Origin of the sequence: Pseudoalteromonas sp. JC3 (assembly GCF_030291895.1) — a bacterium.
Taxonomy (GTDB): domain Bacteria; phylum Pseudomonadota; class Gammaproteobacteria; order Enterobacterales; family Alteromonadaceae; genus Pseudoalteromonas.
The window spans coordinates 1,134,233-1,148,753 of the sequence record NZ_CP127856.1 but is presented as its reverse complement, the minus strand read 5'-3'; the positions used below and the strand labels follow the sequence as shown (position 1 = coordinate 1,148,753).

Here is a 14,521-nt window from a genome sequence, read left to right as displayed (position 1 = left end):
GTTTCAATTATGTCTAACACAGTAAACGGCACAGTTAAGTGGTTCAACGAAGAGAAAGGTTTTGGTTTCATCACTCAAGAAAACGGCGGTAAAGACGTATTCGTACATTTCCGTGCTATCGTTTCTGACGGTTTCAAAACTTTAACTGAAGGCCAATCAGTGTCTTTCACAGTTGAAGAAGGCCAGAAAGGTCCTCAAGCAAGCAACGTAGTAGTTAACTAATACGTATTGCTCAGAGCTAGTGCCTGCACTAGCTCTACGAACTCCCCCACTCCTCACTTAGCCTTTCGGCAACATATCTGACAGTAACAACGCAATCCCCAAAAATGACATAAAACCCGCTATATCTGTAATTGTCGTAAGTACAATTGATGAAGATTGCGCAGGGTCGAGTCCAAATTTTTTCAATGCTATTGGTACAATGGCACCTGAGCTTCCCGCAATGACAAGAGACGATATCATCGCCAGCGCAATAACAAGTGCAAGGCCGAGTGATTGACTCCACAAATATACGCCAATGCCACAAGTAACCGCTATTGCTATGCCATTTAACAGCCCAACCATCATTTCTTTTAGCATCACCTGATACCAGTGTCGCGTTGAAATTTCTCGTAGTGTTAAGCCTCGCATCGTTACAGCCAAAGCTTGAGCCCCTGCGTTACCCGACTGCCCAGCCGCTACTGGCAGCAAAATAGCTAAAGCGGTAACTTGAGCAATCAATCCCTCAAATGCCCCCACTACGGCAGCGGCTGCAAATGCGGTTAACAAGTTAATTTGTAACCACGGAAGCCGTTTCTTTACTGCAAACCAACTACTTGATAGGGCTTTTTCGTCTTTACTCGCACCTACCATGGTCTGCATATCACTCGCTAAATCTTCTTTGGTTGACTGATAGGCATCAAAAAATCGGATCTGCCCAACTAGCTGTTGCTGCGCATCAAGTACTGGAATTGCTCGCACTTTGTGCCCTTCAAACGCTTCCACGACCTGATCTTTATGATCCATTACATTTAGCGTGACTCGGATCGGCGTCGCAACCTGCATTAGGGTTTTACTTGAGGAGCTTCCCACTAAGATATTGAGTGTTGTCTCGCCCACTAAATCCTGCTGCTCGTTTAATACGTAGATGACGTCTGGCACTTTACCGTCTAATCGTTTCAGCTGCGCGAGCACTTCACGTAGTGTTGTATCTGAGTAAAACGCTTGCACCTTTTTGTTCATCATTCTCGCAGCGGTATTTTCAGGAAAAACCAGCAACTCACTAAGTTCATTCGCTATGGTTGAATGCTGCTCCTTTAATTTAGCAAGTAGTACCTGCTGCGCCTCCTGCGACTGTTTATTCAAAAGCCCGACCGCAATATGGCTATCTAGGCTCGCGATAAATTGTGCTTGATAATCCACAGGGAATTGCTGGAAAATTTGTTCAGCGGCTCCCGGCGGCAAATATTTCCATAAACGATAAATGATATGTTGTGCCTGCTGTTGTAATAATTCAGCGGCTTCGTCTGGAGGTAAAGTGCCGAGGAGCTGCGCACTTTTGAGCGGAAACTTACTTAAAAACTCATCACTGAGCTGCTCTACCGCTGAATCTAATGTATCTTTTGCTACGCTCATCGCTTATTTCCCCTGACCTTAACTGGCACCAATGTATCTAACATGCTGGCAAACGAACTGGTGTAGGCATCTAACAAATCTAAAGATTCGCTTGGCTTGTCTTGTGTTTCATCCATTCTGACAAGTGCACTTCTTACTCTGTGATGTGGCAATACCCCAATAAAATCACCACTTCGATTAGCAACCGCAACCTGATCTTGTTGTGCCCAAACGGGCGATTTCAATGCACTATGCAACTCGGTATAACCACTTAGAGAAACAACGTGAGTATCCATTAAATCTGCAATTTTCTGTTGCGGCGCTTTGCGAAGCAAATGAGTTAGTGATAGCTGACCCACCACATGGCGATGCTGATTTACCACATAAACTAGCGTAAACCCGATATAGTCACGTTTTTTTAAGCGCAGCAGTGACTCCTCAACTGTCATTGTTTCTTCAAGAATTAATACGTCCGTTTCAACCCATGCTCCCACAGTATAATCAGGGTAGCTAATCAACATCTTACAGAGTGTTTGTCGTCTTACTGAGATGAGGTTAAGAAAACGGGCAAGTTCTTCATCCTGTAAATGCCTAAAGATAGCAGCAATATCAGCCAACTTCATTTTGCCAAGCCATCTCGCAATATCCACATCCGTTTGCGTTATCAGAATTTCCGCTGCACTGCGGGGCTGCATGACTTTAAGCACGTTTAACGCAACTTCATTTGATAACGTTTTTAGTAACTTGGCAGCGACATCTGGCGTTTGCAAAGAAAGTAAGCGCGCGGCGCCTGCCGGCTCCTCTTGTAAAAAGTGTTGCGCAATTTTGAGGTTTAACGCTGACATAGAGCCTCCCTACTGCTTACTTGAATGGCTGTGTGTCGCGGTAATATGTGCCGAGTCCTGCAAAAATTGCCTTGCCGGTATTAGGGTTCTCCCTTTTTGGGTTTCAATCACTAGCATCGTTGCTGTGATTTCGGTGAGCGTACCTGAAACGCCTGCAATTTCAATTTGATCGTTAATTCGACAGTGACGCAGCGCTTGTTTTGCCGCAACGGTATTTGCGATTAGCTCTCGACTCCCAAGACCAAAGGCCAACGCAACTCCTGCACACAATACGCCTGTCAGCACCACCACCATATTGGTCACGAATTGAATATTGATCCCTAATTGCTCAATACCTATTACCGTTGCGGTAAATAGAATCGCGAGCTTGGCTATGTTACCCGCGACTTCAACTCGCGCAAACCCAACGGACTGCGCTCCGGCTCTTGCCATAGCACTGGCCAAATTGCCAAGCAGATAACCACCAACAATAATAAATATCCCAGCGAGTAGATTTGGTAAATAACTGAGTAGCGAGGAGATCCAATCACTGAAGAAGTTTAAGCCAAGGCTGGATGTGGCCGCTGCGATAAAAAACATCATCGTGACCCAAAACACGGTTTTCCCTATTAATCGAGCGTGTTTTAGATTTAGCTGAAGCGTTTGTTCGGTTTGCACTCGTTGACTTAAACCCGCCAATGCACGATTGCAAAGCTTAAATAACGAAATAGTCAGCTTGCTCAATAGCCAGGCCACTATCCAACCGACAAACAGCATGAGTGCCGCACCCAATAGTTGCGGCGTATGAGTCACAAGTTGATTGATTAATTGCTCGTAACTGGCAGATAAGGCGTGTTGCCAATTATCAAAGGTACCCTCGGTGGCCATGTAAACTCCTGAATTCGCTAAAACAGCTTACTTTTAAATCAATACATTCATTGTTATCACAGCGTTAGCCGTTGTCCAGAGAATTCCCCTAAGTCCTAAATATTTAAACTACTAACAATACGTTTGGGAACATTTTTGAGAGAATGGAAGCAATTAAGGCGCAAAAACAAGTACCGTCTTTGCGCCCTAGTTGTTTCTTTACATTGGGTGATATAGCTACCTAAAGCGGATGGTTTCTCGCTCACCCATTTCTTCCGGTTCCACATTTTTGCCCACGGCTAGTTTTAATAAGCCGCTCAAGTCAGGGCTTACATGCCAAATTTCAGCATCGTCCAGTTCAAAACGGAGCATGATAAGCTCTGGGTCATCTTTACCCTTTTCAAACCAACTCTCTGCCTGCCTTGACCAATGGGCATCAAGTACGTCTTGTCTTGTTTCTTCGATTAAGTGTCCGCGAATACAAGCGAATACATTATGCCCTTTACTGGAAAATTGTGCGGTTGCTTTGCCACACTTAGCAATACGATTTGTTTTGCTGGTAAAAAACCAAAACTCGCCGTTGGCGTCTTTATCCAACTGTGCTCGCATTGGCTCATGGTGATTATTGTCATCACTCAAACCAATCATCACATTGGGGCTGCTGTCTAGCGCTTCCCAAAAAGTTTTCTTTATGTCTGACATTATCTTCTCCTTATTTATATCAATTAGCGTCTGCTTGAAACGGCACAAACCCACTCTTTCGATTAATTGATAGTATCTTGTTGCAGAGCCTCAATAATTGCTTCATTAAAAGCATCAAGATCATTTGGATTGCGACTTGTGATCAAGTTGTCGTCTACCGCAACTTTAAGGTCAATCCAGTCTGCGCCTGCATTTTTAAGATCGGTTTTGATACTTGGGAAAGAGGTAAGCGTTTTTCCCTCTACCAACTGGGCTTCGATTAACAGCCAAGGGCCGTGGCATATCGCCGCAATTGGACGCTTATTTCCAAACTGTGAAAAGGCCTGTATAAATTTAACCGCAGATTTTTCCTGCCTTAGTCTGTCAGGGTTGAATAACCCGCCCGGTAAAACGAGCCCCGCATATTTACTGGGTATGGCTTCATCCAAGGTTAAATCAACGGCGACTTTCTCACCCCAATTGTCTTCATCCCAAGCGGTAATATCTCCCTTTTTTAATGAAATGATATCAACATTAAATCCAGCGCTTTCAAGCGCCTGCTTAGGTTTAATTAGCTCACTTTGTTCGAACCCGTCAGTGGCTAAGATCGCGACTGAAATATTGTCTGACTCCGTCATCATTCTCTCCTTCAATACGTTGCTGGTGTAGAGGTAGATGCGGATACTTATGCAGAATCAATACCATCATATAACCTTATGAAATATATAAATATTAAAGATTAGTGTATTGATTGGATGTAATCTTTACAGAACAGAGGAATGTAAATCTGGACTAGGTTAGCCCTAGTCCATCTTTATTATAATGAAGAGATAGAGGCTGAGTTTGTGCCAAACTCAAACACGTTCAATTTCCCGCATTGAGCAAAGTGATTATTGCTCGTGTATGGCGTGTCTTGTTGGTTAATATCCCCTTCCCAGCCTTGACCATTTTTAACGAATGCTTTTACTTCAAACCAACCGTTGAATGTTTTGCTACAGTCCATTTCTACTTCCAGCAACCAGTAATGTGCTCCCCATTGATTGAGTGACATGACGCCAAAACCATCGCTATCGTAACGCTTTTCCGCGCCCCAGCTAGCAGGCCACATATTGATTGTCCAATCCAGAGGACTCCCTTGGGCATCACTAGACTGCCCTGCTTCAGCCGCTAGCCAATCCAGCCTGTTATCAGCCACTTTCCAAGACGCAGTTGTCATGTTTCGCATGTTCAAATGTTTGACAGGTAAAGAGCAAAGCGTAGGGTCGGCGCTACAATCAACCCCGCGCTGCAATGCTGCGGCATGATCAAGGCCACCTCGGACGAACATATCCTGACCAGATTGCGTTTCTGCTTTAATAAAGACTAATGTGCGTTGCCAATCACCAATCTCTGGTGGTGTTGCCAGTTTACTTTGATGATGAATGGCTAAGGCATCCATAGCAGCTAAATTAATTTGTGCGTAACCATTGGTATCAACTTCGATGCTTCTACCCGCGCAGTTTCCTTGGCCGATACCTCCACTTAGCACATCACAATAGGTGCCCGCTGCAAGCCCCGTTTGCAGGCTTTGAACCATACTAGAAGATTCTCGGTTAATAGCGACAAAGCCTAAATCACCTCGGGAAAATGCAATTTGGTTATTACCATTGTCCCACCAATTTGCCACCGTCCAATTGCCATTAGTATGATTTCTAAACTGCATCGCACCTGCAATCATTGGGCGACGATGCTCACACTGCCATAGTTGACTAGTACAGTTGAGGTTAGCGTTTTGATGAACAGGCACCGAAGGGCCGCCAGCATCGGTGTCGCCATTAAACTCGTAACTCGACATCACTTTAGGATAACCATAAGGATATGCCAGCATAAATACATTTGCTAAATCATACAGTTTATCATCATGAAAGGTAACGATAGAGCCTGCACCACCGTGCCCGCGTTGGTTGTCATGATTATCTGTAAATACCACGGCTTTATAACTTGGCATCATACCCCAAGCTTCGCCAAAGCTTTTTAACCAAGCCAACTTGCCTTGCTTAAATGTCTCACTCAGTTTAATGCTGTATTTAAACTCGGTGACTAAGCCATTTTGATGATATTCAGAAGCAGAAACCGCCTCACCTCCTTGATCAATCACCTCTTGGAAAACGACCGCTGGTTGATTTAACTTGGCTAACACATCGCCAATATCACTTGCAGGCATGTGCTTGCTTGCATCTAACCTAAACCCTGCCACGCCCAGAGACTGTAAATCGTTCAAAAAGCCCGCTAGGATATTTTGTACGTAGCTCGCATCAGTGTCTAAATCATGAAGCCCTACGAGTTCGCAGTGCTGTACTCGCCATGCATTATTACCGTAGTCTTCAGGGTTTATTGCACAGGTGCTATGAAAATCTTGTGGACTATAGATAGGATATTGTTTGTTGCCAAAAGCGTTACCCGCAACTCCGATGCCGCTGCCATGGGCCATGTGGTTTATAACGGCATCAACATAGATGTCTACTCCGGCAGATTTACACCTTGCGACCATATCGGCAAATTCGGCTCGACTACCACTACGACTCGCTATCTCATAACTGACTGGCTGATAACGAGTCCACCATTGATCACCTGTGATATGCTCATTGGGTGGCGATACTTGCACAGCCGCGTAGCCTTTTGGCCCCAAAAATGTTTCACACTCCGTCGCAACATCTGCCCAAGACCACTCGAATAAATGAACGAATGTTGTTGGGTCGCCTTCAGCTGCATGTGCAGGTGTAACGCAACTGGATGTTAACAACACACCCGCTGCAATTTGGTTTAGTTTTATATTTTTCATTATTGCGCCTCTTATTCACACAAGATTAACAATATAGAATTCCTAGCTAAACAATCTACTGAATACGTATGCATTAGTTTTACTAACAAGTAGCCTTACTAAGAAATAGCATAAACACCGAGTAGTATTTTAGCTTCAGCAATGAATGAACTCCTCTAGCAACTGAATCCTTGCTCGCGATATGCGAGAACATGAAAATTGCAATTAACAAAGCAATAACAATTAAATAATTACATAAATAAGCGATTTAAAATACAAAAAAACAACATTAAATAGTGTTTTTTTCTTATTTTTTATTTTGATAGACATAAAGCTATTGTTACAAATAAAACAAGAATTTCCCTAAGTTTCTGTTTTAGGTTACGAATTTTTATAAGAGTCATTCCAAGCTTCAAAACATCAACTACACTCAAATGACATCTTTGTATAAAAAACCCACAGAGATGTCATCCGAAGCAGTTCTATAAATGTTATCAACCTAGTAACTGAACCACTCAGGGGTCATTATGATTACACAGCGCTCACTTTTAAGCCGTGTTCGTAAGATTGTCTCTAGCAGCTGCATAGCTGGCAGTATATTTTTCGCCTTAACCTCATCCGCATTTGCACTCGAAAATTGGCAAAAAGTCGAAAGGCTCACACCAACTGACGAAACTACCAATGCAGATGAATTAGTCTTTAAAGTCACCTTTGTTAACGCACATACCGTTGCGCCAACCGCCAGTGACTTTACGATTCTGGGCGATGAAAAAGACACCAATAACGACACAACTATTGATACAGGTAGTAAAACAACCGCATCAATCACACAAGTCACCGTCGACTCAGGTAACAGCTCAATTTACCATGTTACGCTCTCTGGAGGTGACCTTGCCAGCTACAACGGCGTCGTTGCGTTATTGCCTGCGAGTAACTCGATAAGACCTGAAGTGTTCGAAGCCTACTACGTTAGTAACGGCACTGAGCTACCAGCCTCTGATAAACTCATTGTATTTGATTACGCAGATCAGACCAGCGAGCTGGGCAATGGCTACTTTGGAGCAACTGCTGCAGAAGCAAGAACCACAGCAGATGCCCTATGCAAAAGTAAATTTCTACGCAAGCATAACCGTCTAAACAATATTATTGATAGTTCTGCTTCAACAGCAGTAAGTAATGGACCGGTTAGAGCACATGCTGTAATTTCATTCTCTGCATCCGATGACATCGCCAGCCTTGACACTAATTACAGCCTACCTAGTGTTAATGTTTTTAATAGCGGAGGCACTAAGCTTGCTGACGCCAATTGGGATGACTTTGTCAACGGCACACTTAGCGCCCTTAATAGTAATGCGTCCGACATGCTAGAAAATTCGGGCAACGTTAAGTATTTTTGGAGTTTCTCCGATTCGGGAGGCACTTTTAACGCTGCGAATAACTGTTCGGGCGGAACCTCACCTTCTAATACTGTCAAAGGTGTTGCCAACCAAAACGGCAGTTGGTATACCTTAATAGGCAGTGTGCCCTGTAACAACGCACTGAATTTAATTTGTGTCGCATGGCATGAATCAGCCTATTTAGATGCCAATATTTCCAATACCGCACCTACAATTAGTAACTTACCAGCAAGCTTTACTGTGACAGAAGATGTCGCAACTACGGTTGATCTATCAGCGGTCGTCTTAGCTGATAACGAAGATGACAACTTAACGGTTACCTTGGCTCTGGACAGTGGCACCATCGCAAGCACCGATGGTAATGGCACAGTGAGCAGCGTCACAGTGGCGGGAAGTGGCACTGCAAGTATGACATTAAGTGGGTCAGCGGCTGCGCTTAATACCTATCTCGATGTGACGACTAAGCTAAATATCACCACGGAAACCGACAACACAGCGGCAATGACGCTCACGGTTACGCCGAATGATGGTACCGTTGATGGTGATGCAGCAACCAGCACCGTGAACGTCACGGCAGTCAACGATAAGCCAACCTTTACTTCCACAGCGGTCACTGCATCAACTGAGGATTCAGTGTACAAATATTCAATAGCCACCAGCGACCCTGACAAAGATGATATCACCGTTTCTGTCTCGGCTAGCACCCCGCTTCCAAGTTGGCTAAGCTTAAATACAAGCACAGAAGCAACGGTGTCTACACTTGCAGGTCAAAGCTCTGGTTATGCCGATGGAACTGGGACTGCCGCCTCATTTAAATCTCCTTATGACGTTGCAACCGACAGTAACAACAATGTGTATGTTGCCGATTACAGTAACCATGTGATCCGTAAAATTACACCTGAGGGCGTTGTCACTACACTAGCAGGTTCTGGAACCGCAGGCTCTGATGAAGGCACTGGTAGTGCTGCTTCATTTAACTTTCCCAAAGCCGTAACAGTTGACGCTTCTGGCAATGTTTATGTTGCAGATTCTTCAAACAATAAAATCCGTAAGATCACCCCGGCAGGAGTCGTAACTACCTTTGCAGGCAGTGGTTCTCCTGGCAGCACGGACGGAACTGGCACAGCAGCCACTTTTGCTGCACCAACAGGTATCACGATTGACAGCAACGGAAATCTATTTGTCGTAGAAACGAACCCTCATATCGTTCGTAAAATAACCCCTGCAGGCGTCGTAACCACGTTTGCGGGTAGTAAAGGGTCTTCTGGGTTTACTGATGCAACAGGAACATCGGCAAAATTCAACTTCCCCTATAATGGCGGTAGTAGTAGCAACAACGACCTATTTATAGCGGACCGCAACAATCACGCTATTCGTAAAGTCACCTCGGCAAGTGTTGTAACCACTTTTGCAGGAACGGGATCGGCGGGTTCGGCTAATGGCACAGGAACGCAAGCAAGCTTTAATAAGCCATACGATATCGCACTAGACAGCGCCGATAACCTTTATGTATCCGAGCAAACGGGCCACACTATTCGCAAGATAACCAGTGCAGGCGTAGTAACCACTTTTGCAGGAAGTGCCGGAGTCTCAGGAAGTACAGATGGTTTAGCGAGTGTGGCACGCTTCAGCCAACCCTTTGGTATTGCAGTAGACAGCAATGGCATCGTTTATGTTGCAGATACCGGCAACCATCGAATTCGAAAAATATCACCGGCAGAGACGACGTTGACGGGTACGCCTAGCAATGACGATGTTGGCGATCACTATATTTGTTTAATTGTTTCCGACGGTACTGAAACCAGCGAGCAATGCTTTACCATTACGGTTACAAACGTCAATGATGCGCCCGTTGTCGCAACTAACACGGGTTTAACCTTAGATGGTGGTACAACAATAAACATCACGAGTTCAGCTCTGTCTGCAAGCGATGTTGATGACAGTGGTACAGGTTTAACGTACACAGTAACTACCTTGCCAAGTTACGGAAGCCTCTTTGTTGATGCCAACAGTAATGACAGCTTAGACAGTGGTGAAGCGCTCAGCAGCAATGGTACGTTCACACAAGCTGATATTGAAAATGGCAACTTATTTTATGCCCACGACGACTCTCAAAATGCGAGTGACAGTTTTGTCTTTTCACTAGAGGATGGCTTGGAAGACGGTGTTAGCGCTATTACCAATCAAACATTTAGCTTTGTTGTTGAGTTAAATAAAGCACCGGTTATCAGCGGTACTCCAGCGGCGACCGTCAACGAAAACGTTGCATATAGTTTTACGCCTACCGCAACTGACGAAGATAACGACACCTTAACATTTAGCATCACCAATAAACCAAGCTGGGCAACCTTTAGCACCTCAACCGGCAGTTTAACGGGAACACCTAGTTATACCGATGCAGGTGCATACAATGGTATTGTTATTACAGTGAGTGATGGCACAGCCAGTGATACCTTAAATTTTGATATTACTGTCGTCAACGTGAACCGCACACCAAGTATTAGTGGGACACCAGCGACTAGTGTTGATGAAAATAGCAGTTATAGCTTTACTCCAACAGCCTCTGATCCTGATGGAGATACGCTTACTTTCAGTATCACCAATAAACCAAGTTGGGCCACTTTCAGTACCAGTACAGGAGCCTTGAGCGGCACGCCAAGCTTTACTGATGCTGGCGACTACAACGGTATTGTAGTAACAGTTAGCGATGGCAGTGCAACACAAACGCTGAACTTTAATATTAATGTTGTAAATGTGAACCGTTCACCCTCAATTAGTGGCTCTCCATCCACTTCAGTGCTTGAAGGCGGTACTTATAATTTCACACCAACCGCAAGTGACCCTGATAATGACAACCTAAGCTTCTCTATTGCCAACAAGCCGATCTGGGCATCATTTAGTTCAACTACTGGGGCATTAACTGGAACTCCTAACTTCAATCAGGCAGGTACTTACAGTGGCATAGTCATTACAGTCAGTGACGGTAGCGCCTCTCAAAATCTGACCTTCTCAATCGCTGTAACAGATGTAAATCGCGCACCTACCATTACGGGTACGCCAGCAACCACTGTGAATGAGGGAGTAATTTATAGCTTCACACCTACAGCTTCTGATCAAGACAATGATAATCTTACTTTTAGCATTAGCAACGCACCTGATTGGGCAACGTTTAGTAGTACAACGGGTACACTATCTGGTACCCCCTCCTTTAGCGATGGTGGCGAACAACACATCATCACTATTAGTGTCACCGATGGTACAGAAAGTGACGACCTAAGCTTCATAATAAGGGTAATAAACATCAATCGCTTGCCAACTATCAGTGGTACACCCGGCGTGAAAGTCACTGTGGGAGAAAACTATAGCTTTGTACCTGCTGCAACGGATGAAGATGAGGACACATTAAGCTTTACGATCACTAATAAGCCAAGCTGGGCTCTATTCTCAGCATCAACCGGTGAGCTATCTGGTACTCCGTCAGAGACAGATATTGGTACGACTAGCGGTATTCAAATCAGCGTTAGTGACGGTACTGACAATGCGAGTTTACCAGCATTTAACCTTGAAGTGGTTGCAGAGAATACGGCACCAACAGGTGAAAACCTTTCGCTCACTGTTAAAGAAGATACCTCTTTGACTATTCAGCCGACATTACAAGATGCTGAAGATGATACCTTAACGCTGACAATTGGTAGTCAGCCGACAAATGGATCATTAACCAATAATGCTACAGGCTGGGTATATCAACCAGAAGCTGATTTCAATGGGGAAGATAGCTTTACCTATTCAGTGAGCGATGGAGAACTGCAAAGTGATAGCTATACCGTTGCATTAACTATCACAGCTGTAAATGACTTGCCTATTGCCAACAACGATAACTTCCAGCTTGATGGTAGCGCCAACAATACATTCACCCTGAATGTGTTAGACAATGATACGGATGTTGATGGAGATACCCTCATTATTGAAGGCGTAAAGGCAAGTTTAGGTAGCGCAAGTGTGGTTGGCAATACACTACAGTACACTGCGCCAAGTAACTTCGCAGGCTCTGTGACTTTGAACTACGCCATTCGTGATGGTCATGGTGGTCGAGCTAAAGCAAATGCACTATTAGAAATAAGTGGTGCAGTCAATGGTGAACCTCCTGTTGTCACCGCCCCAGCAGATCTAGAGATTAATGCGACAGGGCTATTTACCAAGGTAAACCTGGGTACTGCGACAGCACTTAATAGCAGCGGTGAGCCTTTACCCGTTACGCTTACAGAAGGTAAAACCATATTTGCACCAGGAGAGCATAACGTCTACTGGCAAGCAACAGACGCAGACGGTAACTTAGGAACAGATCAACAGTTGTTGAGAGTGAATCCGCTAGTGTCGTTGAGTAAAGATAAAACCATTGCTGAAGGCAGTAAGGTAGATATTCAAGTGCTACTAAATGGCCTTGCTCCGCAATATCCTGTAACTGTCGATTATACCGTAACAGGTAGTGCAATATCAGGTGTTGATCATGACTTGAGTAGCGGTTCGGTGACGATAAGCTCGGGCACGAAAGCCAACATTTCAATTCAAACAGTTGCAGATGGTGAGTTTGAGGGCGATGAGACGATCACGGTCAGCTTGAATAACGGTATTAACCTTGGTGCAAAACGGGAAACCACTATTACAGTGAGCGAGCAAAATATTGCGCCGGATGTCTCGCTAGTTGTGACTCAGAATAACCAGAACCGATTAACCGTTAGCCAAGATGAAGGAACTGTATCTGTCGTTGCAACGGTGGCCGATCCAAATGCTGGTGACACAGTGACGAACGCATGGAAAGTAACAGGTATGACTTCCGATCAATATACGGAGGACACACTGCAACTAAGCTTTAACCCTCAAGAACTGCAAGCGGGGACATACAAGATCACGCATACAGCAACTGACTCTAGTAGTGCGCAAGATAGTGAGAGCGTATTTATTCAAGTGACCCAGTCATTGCAACAGTTATCTGATACGGAAGATACGGATGGCGATCTTATCCCAGATAGTCAAGAGGGTTACGCCGATGACGATGGAGACGGGATCCCTGATTTCCAAGACGCTATCACCGAGTGTAATGTTATGCCTCAGGAAGTAGTGACACAGGACGGCTTCTTAGTCGAAGGTAACCCTGGAGTCTGTTTACGTAAGGGCGAGTTTACTGCTAGTGGTGAAACCGGTGGCCTACTGATGACAGATGACGAGGGTAATTCACAACTAGGTAACGATGATGATGCACAAATCACTGGCGGCTTGTTTGACTTTATTGCTTACGGGCTACCGAAAGCAGGTCAAGTATATCAGCTAGTGATGCCACAGCGCCTACCTATCCCAAGAGATGCTGTATATCGTAAGTTTAAAGCGTCCTCAGGCCTTTGGGTGAACTTTGTGGAAGACGCAAATAACCTTGTCTTTAGTGCGGAAGGTGAGTCTGGCATTTGTCCTCCTCCAGGAGATGAAAGCTGGTCTGAGGGCCTGACAGAAGGACATTGGTGTGTGCAACTTCAGATAGAAGATGGTGGTATCAATGATGACGATGGTGAAGCAAACGGTAGTATTGTGGATCCAGGTGGTGTCGGTGTACTGCTATCTAATAATCAGATGCCTGTAGCGCTAGACGATACAATTAGTATGAAGTGGAACACTAATATTACTATCGATGTTTTAGCGAATGACACTGATGCTGATGGAGATATGCTCACCGTAGCAAATGCTTCAGCAAGCTTTGGCGATGTACAAATTAATCCAGATAATACTCTGTACTATACACCAAACACGGGGTATGTCGGAGTAGATACGCTGAGTTACGCCATAACCGATGGTAATGGAGGAACCGCAGGAGCGAGCGTAGTAATTACTGTAGTTGCCAATACGGCTCCCATAACGGTTTCCGATGTTGCAACAGTTGTTTCTGGAAAGCCAATTACCATTAATGTTCTAGCAAACGACAGTGATAGCGATGGCGATACGCTGCAAGTAACTGAGGCAACGGCACAGCACGGTAGTGTCGCAGTTAATGCTGATTACAGCTTAACCTATCAGTCAAATGCTGGGTTTGTTGGCAGTGAAACCGTTACCTACACAATCACAGATGGTGAAGCGAGTGTTCAAGGTAGTGTGAATATTACAGTCAACAAAGCACCTACTGATACCGTCACGAACAAGAGTGATAGTGGTAGTATGCCGGTATGGTTGATTTGGCTCAGCCTTGCATTTGTAGTAATTCGTCGGTGGCAAGCTATAACACGTTAACGACCTGAACAGGTTAAAAACCATACTAGAAAGGGATAATGAAGTTGCACTTCATTATCCCTTTCTTTTAGCGATAAAGCACTGTG

Annotated in this window: 8 protein-coding genes; 2 read left to right on the top strand and 6 right to left on the bottom strand. The window is 44.7% G+C overall.

What is annotated here, in order from left to right; genetic code table 11:
- Window positions 1–9 precede the first annotated feature (9 nt).
- Window positions 10–222 (top strand): transcription antiterminator/RNA stability regulator CspE, encoded by a 213-nt coding sequence (gene cspE / locus QSH61_RS23600; protein ID WP_010369631.1) that lies wholly within the window; start codon window positions 10–12, stop codon window positions 220–222.
- Between the two features lie 57 nt (window positions 223–279).
- Here cspE and QSH61_RS23595 read toward each other — a convergent pair whose 3' ends face one another.
- The 6 genes from QSH61_RS23595 to QSH61_RS23570 all read right to left on the bottom strand — a co-directional run bounded on the left by QSH61_RS23595 (window position 280) and on the right by QSH61_RS23570 (window position 6,786).
- Window positions 280–1,614, bottom strand: a complete 1,335-nt coding sequence (locus QSH61_RS23595; protein ID WP_206473083.1) for a magnesium transporter — start codon at window positions 1,612–1,614, stop codon at window positions 280–282.
- Window positions 1,611–2,438: a magnesium transporter MgtE N-terminal domain-containing protein gene (locus QSH61_RS23590; protein WP_174169440.1), complete on the bottom strand. Its 828-nt coding sequence runs from the start codon at window positions 2,436–2,438 to the stop codon at window positions 1,611–1,613. The genes QSH61_RS23595 and QSH61_RS23590 overlap by 4 nt, the downstream gene beginning before the upstream one ends.
- Window positions 2,439–2,447: 9 nt before the next feature.
- Window positions 2,448–3,305 (bottom strand): mechanosensitive ion channel family protein, encoded by an 858-nt coding sequence (locus QSH61_RS23585; RefSeq protein ID WP_010604290.1) that lies wholly within the window; start codon window positions 3,303–3,305, stop codon window positions 2,448–2,450.
- A gap of 216 nt (window positions 3,306–3,521) precedes the next feature.
- Complete coding sequence (locus QSH61_RS23580) at window positions 3,522–3,986, bottom strand: pyridoxamine 5'-phosphate oxidase family protein (protein WP_010369644.1); 465 nt, start codon at window positions 3,984–3,986, stop codon at window positions 3,522–3,524.
- A gap of 62 nt (window positions 3,987–4,048) precedes the next feature.
- Entirely contained in the window at window positions 4,049–4,603 is a 555-nt protein-coding gene (locus QSH61_RS23575; RefSeq protein ID WP_102058483.1) for a type 1 glutamine amidotransferase domain-containing protein, read from the bottom strand.
- Between the two features lie 179 nt (window positions 4,604–4,782).
- Window positions 4,783–6,786: an alpha-amylase gene (locus QSH61_RS23570; protein ID WP_206473085.1), complete on the bottom strand. Its 2,004-nt coding sequence runs from the start codon at window positions 6,784–6,786 to the stop codon at window positions 4,783–4,785.
- 506 nt (window positions 6,787–7,292) lie between these two features.
- On the opposite strand from QSH61_RS23570, the gene QSH61_RS23565 reads away from it, so the two are divergent.
- On the top strand, window positions 7,293–14,435 hold the full coding sequence (locus tag QSH61_RS23565) for an Ig-like domain-containing protein (RefSeq protein WP_206473087.1): 7,143 nt from the start codon (window positions 7,293–7,295) through the stop codon (window positions 14,433–14,435).
- Window positions 14,436–14,521 lie beyond the last annotated feature (86 nt).